13 protein-coding genes are annotated in these 16,163 nt (G+C 67.3%); 10 read left to right on the top strand and 3 right to left on the bottom strand.

The features are described 5' to 3' along the window. Positions 1-119 precede the first annotated feature (119 nt). Entirely contained in the window at positions 120-2,195 is a 2,076-nt protein-coding gene (gene ligA / locus DID98_RS03435; protein WP_124570237.1) for an NAD-dependent DNA ligase LigA, read from the top strand. After that, positions 2,192-2,725, top strand: a complete 534-nt coding sequence (gene def / locus DID98_RS03430) for a peptide deformylase (protein ID WP_124570236.1) — start codon at positions 2,192-2,194, stop codon at positions 2,723-2,725. Before ligA ends, def begins: the two co-directional genes overlap by 4 nt. 108 nt (positions 2,726-2,833) lie before the next feature. Here the strand turns inward: def and DID98_RS03425 are convergent, their stop codons facing one another. From DID98_RS03425 to map, 3 genes are read right to left on the bottom strand one after another with little or no spacing between them, the layout of a single operon-like run. Further along, positions 2,834-4,696 carry a pseudouridine synthase gene (locus DID98_RS03425; protein WP_124570235.1) on the bottom strand — a complete coding sequence of 621 codons (1,863 nt, stop codon included), beginning with the start codon at positions 4,694-4,696 and terminating at the stop codon, positions 2,834-2,836. Between the two features lie 16 nt (positions 4,697-4,712). After that, complete coding sequence (locus tag DID98_RS03420; RefSeq protein WP_044843776.1) at positions 4,713-7,289, bottom strand: [protein-PII] uridylyltransferase; 2,577 nt, start codon at positions 7,287-7,289, stop codon at positions 4,713-4,715. Positions 7,290-7,343: 54 nt separating this feature from the next. Then, positions 7,344-8,159 (bottom strand): type I methionyl aminopeptidase, encoded by an 816-nt coding sequence (gene map, locus DID98_RS03415; RefSeq protein ID WP_021159103.1) that lies wholly within the window; start codon positions 8,157-8,159, stop codon positions 7,344-7,346. Positions 8,160-8,527: 368 nt separating this feature from the next. Here map and rpsB point away from each other — a divergent pair, with 368 nt between their 5' ends. The 8 genes from rpsB (at position 8,528) to rseP (ending at position 16,102) form a co-directional block, all read left to right on the top strand. Further along, on the top strand, positions 8,528-9,268 hold the full coding sequence (gene rpsB / locus DID98_RS03405) for a 30S ribosomal protein S2 (protein ID WP_006483818.1): 741 nt from the start codon (positions 8,528-8,530) through the stop codon (positions 9,266-9,268). A 162-nt stretch (positions 9,269-9,430) separates the two neighbouring features. Continuing rightward, on the top strand, positions 9,431-10,312 hold the full coding sequence (gene tsf, locus DID98_RS03400; protein ID WP_044843775.1) for a translation elongation factor Ts: 882 nt from the start codon (positions 9,431-9,433) through the stop codon (positions 10,310-10,312). Between the two features lie 156 nt (positions 10,313-10,468). Further along, positions 10,469-11,182, top strand: coding sequence for a UMP kinase (pyrH, locus tag DID98_RS03395; protein WP_011885142.1), 714 nt, complete (start codon positions 10,469-10,471; stop codon positions 11,180-11,182). A gap of 102 nt (positions 11,183-11,284) precedes the next feature. Next, on the top strand, positions 11,285-11,845 hold the full coding sequence (gene frr, locus DID98_RS03390) for a ribosome recycling factor (protein ID WP_006752152.1): 561 nt from the start codon (positions 11,285-11,287) through the stop codon (positions 11,843-11,845). A 47-nt stretch (positions 11,846-11,892) separates the two neighbouring features. Beyond that, positions 11,893-12,675, top strand: coding sequence for a polyprenyl diphosphate synthase (gene uppS, locus DID98_RS03385; protein ID WP_044843774.1), 783 nt, complete (start codon positions 11,893-11,895; stop codon positions 12,673-12,675). Further along, the gene (locus DID98_RS03380) at positions 12,669-13,490 is read left to right on the top strand and encodes a phosphatidate cytidylyltransferase (protein WP_124570234.1); all 822 of its coding nucleotides are present in this window, start codon (positions 12,669-12,671) and stop codon (positions 13,488-13,490) included. Before uppS ends, DID98_RS03380 begins: the two co-directional genes overlap by 7 nt. A gap of 15 nt (positions 13,491-13,505) precedes the next feature. After that, on the top strand, positions 13,506-14,702 hold the full coding sequence (locus DID98_RS03375) for a 1-deoxy-D-xylulose-5-phosphate reductoisomerase (RefSeq protein ID WP_044843772.1): 1,197 nt from the start codon (positions 13,506-13,508) through the stop codon (positions 14,700-14,702). 11 nt (positions 14,703-14,713) lie between these two features. Continuing rightward, complete coding sequence (gene rseP, locus DID98_RS03370) at positions 14,714-16,102, top strand: RIP metalloprotease RseP (RefSeq protein ID WP_124486188.1); 1,389 nt, start codon at positions 14,714-14,716, stop codon at positions 16,100-16,102. The last annotated feature ends 61 nt before the right edge of the window (positions 16,103-16,163 follow it).

Below are 16,163 nucleotides of genomic sequence, written 5' to 3'. Positions count from 1 at the left end.
CACACACCCCGCCTGGGTGTGCTGCAGTGGGCCTGCGCGGCACGCATCGCGCGCCCCCGTCGCGGCGTCAAACTGAGATAATCGGACATCCGATTTTTCAGAACGAATCTGCCGCCAGCATGGCCCGAACCCAAGCCGAACCGCCAGCCAGCCAGCCCGACGCGCGTGCCGCGTGGCTGCGCGACCAACTCGAGCGGGCGAATTACGCCTATTACGTGCTCGACCAGCCGGACCTGCCCGACGCCGAATACGATCGGCTGTTCGGCGAGCTGCAGCAACTCGAAACCGATCATCCCGAACTCGTGACGCCCGATTCGCCGACGCAGCGCGTCGGCGGCGAAGTGGCGGGCGGCTTCACGCCGGTCGTCCACGACGCGCCGATGCTGTCGCTGAACAACGGTTTCGCCGACGAGGACATCGTCGCATTCGACAAGCGCGTCGCCGATGCGCTCGACAAGACGACCGATCTCGCCGGCTCGGTGACGGACCCGGTCGAATACGCGTGCGAGCTGAAGTTCGACGGGCTCGCGATCTCGCTGCGCTACGAGCAGGGCGTGTTCGTGCAGGCGTCGACGCGCGGCGACGGCACGACCGGCGAGGACGTGACCGAGAACGTCCGCACGATCCGCTCGATCCCGCTGAAGCTGAAGGGCAAGCACGTGCCGGCCGTGCTCGACGTGCGCGGCGAGGTGCTGATGTTCAAGCGTGATTTCGCACGCCTGAACGAACGCCAGCGCGCGGCCGAGCAGCGCGAATTCGCGAACCCGCGCAATGCGGCGGCCGGCAGCCTGCGCCAGCTCGACCCGAAGATCACCGCGCAGCGTCCGCTGTCGTTCTTCGCGTACGGGGTCGGCAGGCTCGACGGGATGCCGATGCCGGACACGCACAGCGCGCTGCTCGACTGGTACGAGACGCTCGGCCTGCCGGTGAACCGCGAACGCGCGGTCGTGCAGGGCGCCGACGGCCTGCTCGGCTTCTTCCGCAAGGTCGGCGAGAAGCGCGAGTCGCTGCCGTACGACATCGACGGCGTCGTCTACAAGGTGAACCGGCGCGACGAGCAGGACCGCCTCGGCTTCGTGTCGCGCGCGCCGCGCTTCGCGCTCGCGCACAAGTTCCCGGCGCAGGAAGCGCTGACGAAGCTCGTCGCGATCGACGTGCAGGTCGGCCGCACGGGTGCGATCACGCCGGTCGCGCGGCTCGAGCCCGTGTTCGTCGGCGGCGCGACGGTGACCAACGCGACGCTGCACAACGAGGACGAAGTGCGCCGCAAGGACATCCGGATCGGCGATACCGTGATCGTGCGGCGTGCGGGCGACGTGATCCCCGAGGTCGTCGGTGCGTTGCTCGAGCGCCGGCCGGATGACGCGGCCGAGTTCGTGATGCCGACCGAGTGCCCGGTGTGCGGCTCGAAGATCGAGCGCCTGCCGGACGAGGCGATCGCGCGCTGCACGGGCGGGCTGTTCTGCCCGGCGCAGCGCAAGCAGGCGCTGTGGCACTTCGCGCAGCGCCGCGCGCTCGACATCGACGGGCTCGGCGAGAAGATCATCGATCAGCTCGTCGAACTGAATCTCGTGCGCACGCCGGCCGACCTGTTCAATCTCGGTTTCGCGACGCTTGCGGAACTCGACCGGTTCGCCGAGAAGTCCGCGCAGAATCTGCTCGACTCGCTCGAGAAGGCGAAGCACACGACGCTCGCGCGCTTCATCTACGGGCTCGGGATCCGCCATGTCGGCGAATCGACCGCGAAGGATCTCGCGAAGCATTTCGGGTCGCTGACCCCGATCATGGACGCGTCGATCGAGGAACTGCTCGAAGTGAACGACGTCGGGCCGATCGTGGCCGAGTCGATTCACCAGTTCTTCGCGGAAGAGCACAACCGCACGGTGATCGAGCAATTGCGCGCGCCCGGCAAGGTCACGTGGCCCGAAGGCCCGCCCGCGCCGAAGGCGCCGCAGGGCGTGCTGGCCGGCAAGACGGTCGTGCTCACGGGCACGCTGCCGAACCTCACGCGCGACGCGGCGAAGGAGATGCTCGAAGCGGCCGGCGCGAAAGTCGCTGGCTCGGTATCGAAGAAGACGGATTATGTGGTCGCGGGCGCCGACGCCGGCAGCAAGCTCGCGAAGGCCGAGGAACTCGGCATCCCCGTGCTGGACGAAGACGGACTGCACCAACTCCTGGAGGGCAACACGCCATGATTCGCGAGATCCTGAAGATGGGCGATCCGCGCCTGCTCGAAGTCGCCAAGCCGGTCGAGCGGTTCGACACCCCCGAGCTGCACGAGATCGTCGCGGACATGTTCGAGACGATGCATCACGCGAACGGCGCGGGGCTTGCCGCGCCGCAGATCGGCGTCGGGCTGCAGATCATCATCTTCGGCTTCGGCAGCAACAACCGTTATCCGGACGCACCGCCGGTGCCCGAGACCGTGCTGATCAACCCGAAGCTCGAGTACATGCCGCCGGACATGGAAGAGGGCTGGGAAGGCTGCCTGTCGGTGCCGGGCATGCGCGGCGTCGTCAGCCGCTACGCGAAGGTGCGTTACAGCGGCTTCGACCAGTTCGGCGCGAAGCTCGACCGTGTCGCGGAAGGCTTCCATGCGCGGGTCGTCCAGCACGAATACGATCACCTGATCGGCAAGCTGTATCCGATGCGGATCACCGACTTCACGCGCTTCGGCTTCACCGAGGTGCTGTTCCCGGGGCTCGATCTGGCAGCCGACGACTGACCTTGATGCGGCTGCGCGCGCCGTGTTGCGCGTGGTTTCGTACCGGACACGAAAAAGCCCGCTTGCGCGGGCTTGTTTCATGGTGCGGCACGCAGCGCGTGCCCGCTGTCAGAACGACTCGTCGGCCGACAGGTAGCGCCATTGCCCCTGCGGCAGCGCGCCGAGCATCACGCGGCCCATCCGCACGCGCTTCAGGCCGATCACTTCGAGACCGACCAGTTCGCACATGCGGCGGATCTGGCGCTTCTTGCCTTCACGCAGCACGAAACGCAGCTGTTCGCCGTTCTGCCAACTGACCATCGCCGGCTTCAGCGGGACGCCGTCGAGTTCGAGACCGTGGCGCAGCTTCGCGAGCGATTCCGCGGGGAAGTGCTGGTCGATGTCGATCAGCCGTTCGCCGAAGCGCACGCGCACCAGATACTCCTTGTCGATGTCCGACTGCTCGCCGATCAGCTGCTTCGCGATCACGCCATTCTGCGTCAGTACGAGCAGGCCGGTGGAGTCGATGTCGAGCCGGCCGGCCGGCGCGAGCGCGTGCAGGTGCTGCGGCGAGAAGCGCAGCGGCGAGCGGTCGCCGCTCCACTGGTTGGCGCGCGTGATCAGCACCGATGCCGGCTCATAGCCGTCTTCCGCCTGACCCGACACATAGCCGACCGGCTTGTGCAGCAGGATCGTCACCTGCGCGGCCTGCGCGGCGCTCGCGCGCTCGTCGATCTCGATCTTCTGGTCCGGGCGGACCTTGGTGCCGAGCGTGTCGATGCGTTCGCCGTCGACGAGCACCCAGCCCTTTTCGATCCATTCGTCGGCTTCGCGGCGCGAGCACAGGCCGAGTTCGGACATGCGCTTCGACAGGCGCATCAGGCCGGTTTCGTCGCCGTGGTCGACGTCGGCCGCCGCGCGCTTGACCGGTTGCGCGGTCTTGACCGCACCGAACGAGCGGCGTTCGCCGTCGCGTGCGGGGCGCGTCGGGCGTTCGCCGAAGCTGCGCTTCGCGCCTTCGCCGGATGCCTTGTCGCGATAGGACGGGCGTTTGCCTTCATCGGCGCCTGCGCGGCGCGGGCGGGCGTCGTCATCACGACGCGGCGGGCGATCGGACGACGTGCGACGGTCGCCGAAGCTGCGTTTTGCGCCTTCGCCGGATGCGTTGTCGCGATAGGGCGCACGTGCGCCGCCTTCGCCACCCGCGCGACGCGGACGTGCATCGTCGTCGCGACGCGGCGGGCGATCCGACGACGTGCGACGGTCGCCGAAACTGCGTTTTGCGCCTTCGCCGGATGCGTTGTCGCGATACGGCGCACGTGCGCCGCCTTCGCCACCCGCGCGACGCGGACGTGCATCGTCGTCACGACGGGGCGGGCGATCCGACGACGTGCGACGGTCGCCGAAACTGCGCTTCGCCCCTTCGCCGGATGCGTTGTCGCGATACGGCGCACGCGGGCCACCTTCGCCACCCGCGCGACGCGGACGTGCATCGTCATCACGGCGCGGCGGACGATCCGACGACGTGCGACGGTCGCCGAAACTGCGCTTTGCGCCTTCGGCGGATGCGTTGTCGCGATAGGGCGCACGCGGGCCGCCTTCGCCACCCGCGCGACGCGGACGTGCATCGTCGTCACGACGGGGCGGACGATCGGACGACGTGCGACGGTCGCCGAAACTGCGCTTTGCGCCTTCGCCGGATGCGTTGTCGCGATACGGCGCGCGCGTGTCGCGTTCGGCACCGCCCTCACGCGGCGCACGCTTGGCCGGTGCGCGATCCGCGCCCGGGCGCTCGGCGCCTGCCGCGCTGCGCGGCTTGAACGAGCGTTCGCCGGCGGCGGCCGGGGCGGCCTTCTTCGGGCGCGCCGGCTTGTCGCCTGCGGGTAGCGCGGCGGGGCGCACCGCCTTGCGGGCGACGAGGCTGCCGGAGCGGACAGGGGCGCGGGTCGGCGACGCCGGCTTCGGATTCTTGACGGTTAATTTGGTGCGCATAAACGCTGGGATTCATTCAGACTGCGATCGCGCGCAGCAATTCGGTTTCGAGCTGGATCTGCAGGCGGTTGTCGGACAGGCCGGCACCGTCGAGCAGGAAGATGTCCTCGACGCGTTCGCCGAGCGTATTGATCCGCGCCGCGTGGACGCCGACCTGATGCTCGGCCAGGACGCGCGCGATCGAATAGAGAAGGCCCGGCCGGTCGTTGGCGGACACGGACAGGATGTAGTACTGGCCGCGCTCGTCGGCCCGGAGGTCGACGCGCGGCGTGATCGGAAACGTCCGCGACAACCGCGACAGGCGGCCCTTGGACGGCTCCGGCAGCGACGCGGTTTCGGCCAGGCGCGCCGCGAGTTGCTGTTCGACGAGATTCGCGATGTCGCGGTAGCGCACGTCGCGTTCGGTCTGCGTGACGATGAAGTTGTCGAGCGCATAGCCGTGCCGCGTCGTGCTGACACGTGCATCGAGCACCGACAGCCCGTTGCGGTCGAAGTACGCGCAGATGCCCGCGAACAGGTCGGGGCGATCCTTCACGTACACGAGCACCTGCAGCGCGTCGCCGATCGGCGACGGCCGCGCGCGCACGATCGCGGTTTCGGCGTTCACGTGCCGGTACAGCACGCGCGTCTGCCATGCGATGTCGGCCGCGTCGTGACGCAGGAAGAAGCCGACGTCGAGCTGGTCCCACAGCGCGCGGTGCGCGTCGTCGGGCACGGTCTCTAGGCGCAGCAGCGCGAGCGCCTGCTCCTGCCGCGACTTCAGTTCCGAATGCGCGTCGGGGTTCGCTCCGCCGAGCACCGCGAGCGTGATGCGGTACAGGTCCTCGAGCAGCTTGCCCTTCCAAGTGTTCCACACCTTCGGGCTCGTGCCGCGGATATCGGCGACGGTCAGCAGGTAGAGTGCGGTGAGGTAGCGCTCGTTGCCGACGACTTCGGCGAAGCGCTTGATGACTTCTGGGTCGCTCGTGTCCTGCTTCTGCGCGACCTGGCTCATCGTCAGGTGATGCTGGACGAGCCACACGATCAGCGACGCGTCGTCGCCGGTGATCCCGTGCTCGCGGCAGAAGCGCCGCGCGTCGGCCATCCCGAGCGTCGAGTGGTCGCCGCCGCGGCCTTTCGCGATGTCGTGGAACAGTGCAGCGACGTACAGCACCCACGGGCGCTCGAAGTTGCCGATCAGCTGGCTGCAGAACGGGTACTCGTGCGCATGCTCGGCCACGGCGAAGCGGCGGATGTTGCGCAACACCATCAGGATGTGCTGGTCGACCGTGTACACGTGGTACAGGTCGTGCTGCATCTGGCCGACGATGCGGCGGAAATTCAGCAGGTAGCGGCCGAGCACGCTCGTCTGGTTCATCAGCCGGAACGCATGCGTGATGCCTTCGGGCTGCTGCAGGATCTGCATGAACGTGCGGCGGTTCTGCGGATCGCGCCGCCACGTGTGGTTCATGATCTCGCGCGAGTTGTAGAGCGCGCGCAGCGTGCGGGCGGACAGGCCCTTCACGCCGCGGGTCGCCTCGTACAGCAGGAACGCCTCGAGGATCGCGTCGGGATGGCGTTCGAACACGCCGTCGTCGACGATCTCGAGCATGCCCTGCTTCTCGACGAAGCGATCGGGCGACAGCACGCGCGTGATGCCGCTCGTCGCGGGGAACAGCTGCGCCTCGATGTTCTGGATCAGGATCGTCGCCAGCTGCGTGACCGCTTTCGCGGCCCAGTAGTAGCGGCGCATCAGCTGCTCGCTCGCGCGCTTGGCCTGCGTCGGCCGGTAGCCGAAGCTCTCGGCGGCCTGCGTCTGCAGGTCGAACACGAGCATGTCCTGGCGGCGTCCGGCGATCACGTGCAGGCGCGCGCGCAGCGTCTTCAGGAATCCTTCGTTGCGGCGCAGCTCGCGCGCTTCGCGATCGGTGATGAGGCCGCGCGTGTCGAGCTCGCGCCAGCTGCTGCCGAAGCCGGCCGCGCGCGCGATCCACAGGATCGTCTGCAGGTCGCGCAGCCCGCCGGGGCTCTCCTTCACGTTCGGCTCGAGGCTGTACGGCGTGTCCTGGAACTTCGCGTGGCGCTGGCGCATCTCGAGCACCTTCGCGGTGAAGAAGGCGCGCGCGTCGAGCGCCTCGTGATACCGCACGGTGAAGCGCTCGAACAGCGCGGTGCTGCCGACGATGCGGCGCGCCTCGAGCAGCGAGGTCTGCACGGTGACGTCCTGAGACGCCTCCTCGATGCATTGCTCGACCGTGCGCACGCTGCTGCCGATCTCGAGGCCGAGATCCCACGCCATCCCGATGAAGCGCTCGATCCGCGCGTCGAGCGCCGGGTCGTGCGCATCGGGCAGCAGCACCAGGATGTCGACGTCGGAGTGGGGCGCGAGCTCGCCGCGCCCGTAGCCGCCGACGGCGACGAGCGCGAGCGTCGCGGGCAGCCCGCAGTCGTCCCACACGCGCTTGAGCGCATCGTCGGTGAGTCTCGACAGCGCGTGCATCAGCGATGTGACGTTCGTCGCGCTGCGAAAGCGCTCGAGCAGGTCGGCCTTGGCGGCCTTGAATTCGGCGCGCCGCGACAGCGCTGCGGGCGAGGGGGCGGCGTGAGCGCTCATGGGCGGCCGTTCAGGTCAGCAGGTGAGGGGTGGGCGGGGCGGGCGCGACGGCGCTCAGACCGCGGCGGCCGGTTGCGCGAACACCGGGCGTGCCGGCGTGCCGGCGGACACGGTCAGCACCTCGTAGCCGGTTTCGGTGACGAGCACCGTGTGCTCCCATTGCGCGGACAGGCTGCGATCGCGCGTCTTGACCGTCCACTGGTCGGGCATCGTGCGGATGTCGCGCTTGCCGGCGTTGATCATCGGCTCGATCGTGAAGATCATCCCGGCCTTCAGCTCGATGCCGGTGCCCGGGCGCCCGTAGTGGACGACCTGCGGATCCTCGTGGAACACCGTGCCGATGCCGTGGCCGCAGTATTCGCGCACGACGCTGTAGCCCTGTGCTTCGGCGTGCTTCTGGATCGCGTAGCCGATGTCGCCGAGGTGCGCGCCGGGCTTGACCTGGTCGATGCCGAGCCACATGCACTCGTAGGTGGTCTGCACGAGGCGCTTCGCGAGGATCGAGCCTTCGCCGACGATGAACATCCGGCTGGTGTCGCCGAAGTAGCCGTTCTTGATCACGGTGATGTCGATGTTCAGCGCGTCGCCGTTCTTGATCACCTTCTCGCCGGGGATGCCGTGGCAGATCACGTCGTTGACCGAGATGCAGGTGGCCTTCGGGTACGGCGGATAGCCGGGCGGCTGGTAGTTCAGCGGCGCGGGGATCGTGCCCTGCTCGTTGAGCATGAATTCGTGACAGAGCCGGTCGAGTTCGGCGGTCGTGATGCCCGCGACGACGTGCGGCGTGATGAAGTCGAGCACTTCGCTCGCGAGACGGCAGGCGACGCGCATCTCGGCGATGTCGTGTTCGTTTTTGAGCGTAATAGCCATCGAGGTATGCCTGGAATGCGGTGAATTGACGGATTATCGCACCTTATGGCGGGCCTCGCAGCCCCTGCCGGCGGTGCCGGTGCGGGTTTTCGCGGATTGTCCGGCCGGCTGCCCCGCGGCAGGCGAAAGTGGCGGGCGACTTGAGAGCCGACAAATCGGCGTGCTATACTCTTTGGCTAAGTCGACATCCAAATGCCGAACATGCCCCGGTGTGGGGTGGTATCGCGACGGCATCAGGATGAAAGGCTTGCGGCACGGGCAGTTTCGCACGTGCCGAATCGCAAGCCGGCGCAACCAGGGTGCCGGCCGCGCGGAACGCGCGGCGGTACGGCAGCCGGCTTAAGACCCAACCCTCGTGGAGAATTTACATGGCAGTCACGATGCGCCAAATGCTGGAAGCGGGTGTCCACTTCGGTCACCAGACGCGCTTCTGGAACCCGAAGATGGCCCCGTTCATTTTCGGTCACCGCAACAAGATTCACATCATCAACCTCGAAAAGACGCTGCCGATGTTCACGGACGCACAGAAGTACGTGCGCCAGCTGGCAGCGAACCGCGGCACGATCCTGTTCGTCGGCACGAAGCGCCAGTCGCGTGACACGATCGCCCAGGAAGCGCAACGTGCGGGCATGCCGTACGTCAACGCACGCTGGCTCGGCGGCATGATGACCAACTTCAAGACGCTGAAGGTATCGATCAAGCGCCTGAAGGACATGGAAGCGGCAGTCGAGGCAGGCGAGCTCGAGAAGATGAGCAAGAAGGAAGCGCTGCTGTTCGAACGCGAAATCGCCAAGCTGCAGAAGTCGATCGGCGGCGTGAAGGACATGGGCGGCATTCCGGACGCAATCTTCGTCGTCGACGTCGGCTACCACAAGATCGCCGTCACGGAAGCGAACAAGCTGGGCGTGCCGGTCATCGCCGTGGTCGACACGAACCACTCGCCGGAAGGTGTGGACTACGTGATCCCGGGCAACGACGACTCGAGCAAGGCAGTCGCGCTGTACGCTGAAGGCGTGGCCGACGCGATCCTGGAAGGCCGTGCGAACGCGGTCAACGAAGTGGTCCAGGCAGCGCGTGGCGACGACGAGTACGTCGAGGAAAACGCGTAACTGGCCCCGAGCCGGCGCAAAAAGGGGGCTCTCAACAGGCCCCCTTTTTTTAAGCTTGTGCGCCGGACCTGATCGCGCCGAATCGGCGCGGGTCCGGAAACGATTTTCGGCCGTTCGCGTCCAAGCGGGCGGCGTTGTGAATACAGACTCAAGGAGCGAATGATGGCGGCAATTACCGCAAGCATGGTGGCAGAACTGCGCGCAAAGACCGACGCACCGATGATGGAGTGCAAGAAGGCGCTGACGGAAGCCGACGGCGACCTGGCCAAGGCTGAAGAGCTGCTGCGCGTCAAGCTCGGCAACAAGGCGAGCAAGGCGGCATCGCGCGTGACGGCAGAAGGCGTCGTCGCATCGTTCGTCGGCGGCAACGCGGGCGCGCTGGTCGAGCTGAACTGCGAAACCGACTTCGTCGCGAAGAACGACGACTTCCTCGCATTCTCGAAGACGGTTGCAGAACTCGTCGCGACGCAAAACCCGGCCGACGTGGCAGCGCTGTCGGCACTGCCGCTCGACGGTTCGACGGTCGACGCAGTCCGCCTGGCCCTGATCGGCAAGATCGGCGAGAACGTCTCGATCCGCCGTTTCGTCCGTTTCGAAACCGCGAACAAGATCGCAACGTACCTGCACGGCGCGCGTATCGGCGTGATCGTCGAGTACACGGGTGCGGAAGAGCAGGTCGGCAAGGACGTCGCGATGCACATCGCCGCGATGAAGCCGGTCGCCCTGTCGTCGGCCGACGTGCCGGCGGAACTGATCGAGACGGAACGCCGCGTCGCCGAGCAGAAGGCTGCCGAATCGGGCAAGCCGGCTGAAATCGTCGCGAAGATGGTCGACGGCAGCGTCCAGAAGTACCTGAAGGAAGTGTCGCTGCTGAACCAGACGTTCGTGAAGAACGACAAGCAGACGATCGAGCAGATGCTGAAGGCAGCGAACGCGACCGTGCAGAAGTTCGCGCTGTTCGTCGTCGGCGAAGGCATCGAGAAGCGCCAGGACGACTTCGCCGCCGAAGTGGCCGCGCAAGTCGCAGCAGCAAAGCAGCAGTAAGCAGTCAGGCAGTATCCGCGGCGGGCGTCCGCTCCGCCGCGGCCGGCGGCGCCGCCGGCCGGCCGGGAAACCCGGTCCGGTCGCCGGCGCTTGCCCGAATCAGTATTTCGCCCCTACAGTTCGTGGTTGTCATCCTCTCGTCGCTCGGAAGCCCCTATGTCCAATGCCTATAAACGCGTCCTCCTCAAACTCTCCGGCGAAGCGCTGATGGGCGACGATGCCTTCGGCATCAATCGCGCGACGATCGAACGGATGGTGGCGGATATCGCCGAAGTCGTGGGTCTCGGTACGCAACTCGCGGTCGTGATCGGCGGCGGTAACATTTTCCGCGGTGTCGCGGGCGGTGCGGCCGGCATGGACCGCGCGACGGCCGACTACATGGGGATGCTGGCGACGATGATGAACGCGCTGGCGCTGCAGGACGCGATGCGCCACGCCGGCATCGTCGCGCGCGTGCAGTCCGCGCTGCGCATGGATCAGGTGGTCGAGCCGTACATCCGGCCGCGCGCGATCCGCCAGCTCGAGGAAGGCAAGGTCGTGATCTTCGCGGCTGGCACGGGCAACCCGTTCTTCACGACGGACACGGCCGCTGCGCTGCGCGGTTCGGAAGTGGGCGCCGAGGTCGTTTTGAAGGCGACCAAGGTCGATGGCGTATATTCTGCCGATCCGAAGAAGGATCCGTCGGCCACGCGCTACACGACGATCAGCTTCGACGAGGCGATCAGCCGCAATCTGCAGGTGATGGACGCGACGGCCTTCGCGCTGTGCCGCGACCAGAAGCTGCCGATCCGCGTGTTTTCGATCAACAAGCCGGGCGCGCTCAAGCGCATCGTGCTGGGCGAGGACGAAGGTACGCTCGTCCACGTGTAAACTCCCGCGGATGCGGGCAAGCGGCGCGGGTCGCCGGCCGTGGTGCGTGGCGCACCGGGCGCGGCCCGCGTTCATTGAAGGTTGGAAGGTTCGGAGGTTGAAATGAGTGTCGCTGATGTCAAGAAGGGCGTAGAGCAGAAGATGCAGCGCTCGATCGAAGCGTTCAAGAACGATCTGGCGAAGATCCGTACGGGCCGTGCGCATACCGGTCTGCTCGATCACGTGCAGGTCGACTACTACGGTTCGATGGTGCCGATCTCGCAGGTTGCGAACCTGACGCTCGTCGACGCACGCACGATCGGCGTGCAGCCGTGGGAAAAGAACATGGTCGCGAAGGTCGAGAAGGCCATCCGCGAAGCCGATCTGGGCCTGAACCCGGCCACGGCCGGCGACCTGATCCGCGTGCCGATGCCCGCGCTGACGGAAGAGCGCCGCCGCGAGCTGACCAAGGTGGTCAAGAGCGAAGGCGAAACGGCCAAGGTCGCGATCCGCAACCTGCGCCGCGACGCGAACGAAGCGCTCAAGAAGCTCGTGAAGGACAAGGAAATCTCGGAAGACGACGAGCGCCGTGCGAGCGACGACGTGCAGAAGCTGACCGACAAGCACGTCGCCGAAGTCGACAAGCTCGTGCAGAGCAAGGAAGCCGAGATCATGACGGTCTGACGACCGTCCTCGCGCGCCGCCTTCTTCCCGCAACTGTCTCAACGGCCATGACCTATACCAGCTCTACCGTTCGCGTGCCTGACGTCGGCGCCGTGCCGCGTCATATCGCGATCATCATGGACGGCAACGGCCGTTGGGCGACCGAACGCCGCTTGCCGCGCGTCGCGGGGCACACCCGCGGCGTCGACGCCGTGCGGTCGGTGGTCGAAGGCTGCGCGCGCGCCGGCGTCGAATACCTGACGCTGTTCGCGTTCAGTTCGGAGAACTGGCGCCGGCCGAACGACGAAGTGTCGTTCCTGATGCGGCTGTTCATCACCGCGCTCGAGCGCGAGATCGGCAAGCTGCATGCGAACGGGATCCGCCTGCGCGTCGTGGGCGATCTCGAGCGTTTCGAGCCGCGCATCCGCGAACTGATCCGCCGCGCCGAAACCAAGACGGCGCGCAACACCCGCCTGACCTTGACGATCGCCGCGAACTACGGCGGCCGCTGGGACATCCTGCAGGCGACGAAGAAACTCGTCGAGCAGGCCGTGCGCGAGGGCCGAGAGGTCGAGGTGACCGAAGACGCGTTCGCGCCGCACCTGGCGATGGCCTATGCGCCGGAGCCCGATCTCTTCATCCGCACCGGCGGCGAGCAGCGCGTCAGCAATTTCCTGCTGTGGCAGCTCGCGTACGCCGAATTCTATTTCACCGACAAATACTGGCCGGATTTCGACGGCGCGGCGCTGGCCGACGCGATCGCGTCGTATACCGAGCGCGAGCGCCGTTTCGGGCGCACCAGCGCGCAGCTCGAACCGCAATCGCAGAACGCCGATTCCCTTTCATGCTGAAGACCCGTGTGATCACGGCGGTCGTGATGCTGGCCGTGTTGCTGCCGGTGACGCTGTTCGCGCCGCTCGCGGCCTTCGGCGCGCTGATCGGCGTCGTGCTCGTGTTCGCCGCGTGGGAATGGGCGCGCCTGCTGAAGCTCGGCGCGGCCGGTTCGGTCGTTTATGCGATCGTCGCCGCGCTGGCGCTCGCGGCGACCGCGCCGCTCGGCGTCGAGGCCGCTTCGTCCCGTCCCCTTTTCATGGCGGCCGGCGTGTTCTGGCTGCTGGTCGGCCCGTTCTCGCTGCGGCGCAAGCCGGAACTCGCGGGCGGCGTGTGGCGGCCGTTCCTGCTCGCGGCCGGGCTCGTGGTGTTCGCGGCCTGCTGGCACGCGGTCGTCGCGGCGCGTGCGCAGGGCGTTCCGTTCGTGCTCTCGCTGCTGCTGGTCGTGTGGCTGGCCGATATTGGTGCATATTTCGCGGGCAAGGCCTTCGGAAAGCGTAAACTGGCCGTTACGATCAGTCCCGGGAAGACTTGGGAAGGCGCGATCGGCGGCTGGCTCGCCGTGATGGTCGTCGCGGGAGCCGCGATGGCCGCGCACTGGTTCGAGCCGACCCTGTTTTCCGCATTCGCGACGCGCTACGGGATGCCCGGCGCGTGGGCCGCGCTGACGCTGCTGGTTGCGTACAGCGTGATCGGCGACCTGTTCGAGTCGCTGCTCAAGCGTCAGGCGGGCGTGAAGGATTCGAGCGGTCTGCTGCCCGGTCACGGCGGCGTGCTCGACCGCGTCGACGCGCTGCTGCCGGTGCTGCCGCTCGCAATGCTGCTGCTTGGTTAAACCACTATTTCTGTTATGCAAAAACGTCTGACACTGCTCGGTTCCACGGGCTCGATCGGAGACAGCACGCTTGACGTGGTCGCCCGCCATCCCGAGCGTTTCTCGGTCTATGCGTTGACCGCGCACCGCAATGGCGACAAGCTCGTCGAGCAGTGCCTGCGCTTCGCACCCGAAGTCGCGGTGGTCGGCGATGCGAACACGGCAGCGCACGTCGAGGCGAAGCTGCGCGCGGCGGGCAACAAGACCACGGTGCTGTACGGGCCGCAGGCGCTCGTCGACGTGTCGAACAGCGACGGCTGCGACACGGTCGTCGCGGCGATCGTCGGCGCGGCCGGCCTCGCGCCGAGCCTGGCGGCCGCGCGCGCCGGCAAGCGCATCCTGCTCGCGAACAAGGAATCGCTCGTGATGTCGGGCGCGATCTTCATGGACGCCGTGCGCGACCATGGCGCGATCCTGCTGCCGGTCGACAGCGAACACAACGCGATCTTCCAGTGCATGCCGCGCGACGCGAACGAGCACGGCGGGATCTCGAAGATCATCCTGACCGCGTCGGGCGGCCCGTTCCGCACGCGCGAGCCGGCCACGCTCGTCGACGTGACGCCGGACGAGGCCTGCAAGCATCCGAACTGGGTGATGGGCCGCAAGATTTCCGTCGATTCCGCGACGATGATGAACAAGGGCCTCGAAGTGATCGAGGCGCACTGGATCTTCGGCCTGCCGGGCGACCGGATCGACGTGCTGATCCACCCGCAGAGCGTGATCCATTCGCTCGTGTCGTACCGCGACGGCTCGGTGCTCGCGCAGCTCGGCAACCCCGACATGCGTACGCCGATCGCGCACGCGCTGGCGTTCCCGGAGCGCGTCGACGCCGGTGTCGAGCAGCTCGACCTCGCGCAGATCGCCCAGCTGTCGTTCGAGAAGCCCGACTACACGCGCTTCCCGTGCCTCGCGCTCGCGCTGAAGGCGCTCGAGGAGGGCGGCATCGCGAGCGCCGCGTTGAACGCGGCGAACGAAATCGCGGTCGAAGCGTTTCTCGAGCGCCGGATCGGCTTCATGGCGATCGCGGCGACGGTCGACGCGGTGCTCAACGCACTGCCGAACCGCAACCCGAACGGGCTCGACGACGTCCTTGCGGCGGATGCCGAGGCACGCCGCCTCGCTGCCGAGATCATTGCGAAAGCGCCTGCGCCACGCGTGGAGCGCACTGTCTGAATGAGGTGCTCATGAACGTGCTGGTCGAACTGATCGCGTTTGCGGTGGCGATCGGGGTGCTGGTCGTCGTGCATGAGTACGGACATTATCGCGTCGCGCGCTGGTGCGGCGTGAAGGTGCTGCGTTTCTCGATCGGCTTCGGCCAGCCCGTCGCGCGCTGGGTCAGCCGCAAGACGGGCACCGAATGGACGCTCTCCGCGCTGCCGCTCGGCGGCTACGTGAAGATGCTCGACGAGCGCGAGCCGGGGGCGGGCGTCAAACCCGAGGAGCTCGGCCAGGCGTTCAACCGGCAATCGGTGTTCAAGCGCATCGCGATCGTCGCCGCCGGCCCGATCGCGAACTTCCTGTTGGCAATCGTCCTGTTTTCCGCCGTATTCGCAACCGGCGTGACCGAGCCGGCCGCGGTGCTCGCGCCGCCGGCCGCCGGCACGGCGGCCGCCCGCGCGGGCTTCGACGGCAGCGAGACGATCGTATCGATCCGCGACGTGCGCGTAGGCGACGCGCAGGGCGGCGACGCCGTGCCGGTGCGCTCGTGGTCGGACCTGCGCTGGAAGCTGCTGGCGGCCGCGTTCGATCATCGCGAGGTCGTGCTCGGCGCGCGCGACGGCGGCGCGGCGACGTTCGACTTCCGCGTCGACCTGCGCAATGTTCCCGAAAGCGCGCTCGACGACGATTTCATGCTGCACCTGGGCTTCGAGACCGGCGGCGGCGCGCTGTCGGTGGCGTCGGTGCAGCCCGGCAGCGCGGCCGAGCAGGCGGGCCTGAAGGCCGGCGACAAGCTGCTCGCGCTCGACGGCAAGCCCATCGGCGGCGCCACGCGCTTCATCGACGCGGTGAAGCACCATGCGGGCCAGGCGGTCGAACTGCAGATCGAGCGCGGCGGTGCCTCCCGGACGGTGTCGATCGTGCCGCAGGCGCAGCGCGACGACGAAACGGGGCAGCAGGTCGGCCGCATCGGCGCGGCGCTGTCGATGCACACGCCGTCGGTCGACGTCCGCTACGGGCCGATCGAGAGTCTGCGCCTCGGCGCGCACCGCACGTGGGACATCGCCGTTTACTCGCTGAGGATGTTCGGGCGGATGATCACGGGCGATGCTTCGCTGAAGAACCTGTCCGGCCCGGTGACGATTGCGGACTACGCGGGCAAGAGCGCGCGGCTCGGTCCGTCGGCCTTCCTGTCGTTCCTCGCCCTTGTCAGCATTAGCCTCGGGGTGCTGAACTTGCTGCCGATTCCCGTTTTGGACGGGGGGCATCTGTTATATTATCTGGTTGAAGCCGCGACCGGGAAAGCCGTATCGGAGCGCTGGCAGCTGATTCTGCAAAGAGCCGGGTTGATCTGCATCGTCGCGTTGTCGGCGATCGCGCTGTTCAACGACCTGGCTCGGTTAATCCATTTCTGAAGCGTCAGGCGGCGGCCAGTCGGCCGCCGCCTGATTTGATGCAGCTAAATATTGGGGATGC

Source organism: Burkholderia sp. Bp8984, from assembly GCF_003853755.1.
Taxonomy (GTDB): Bacteria; Pseudomonadota; Gammaproteobacteria; order Burkholderiales; family Burkholderiaceae; genus Burkholderia.
Note: the sequence above shows the minus strand (reverse complement) of the source record. Positions and strands in the feature narration are given on the sequence as shown.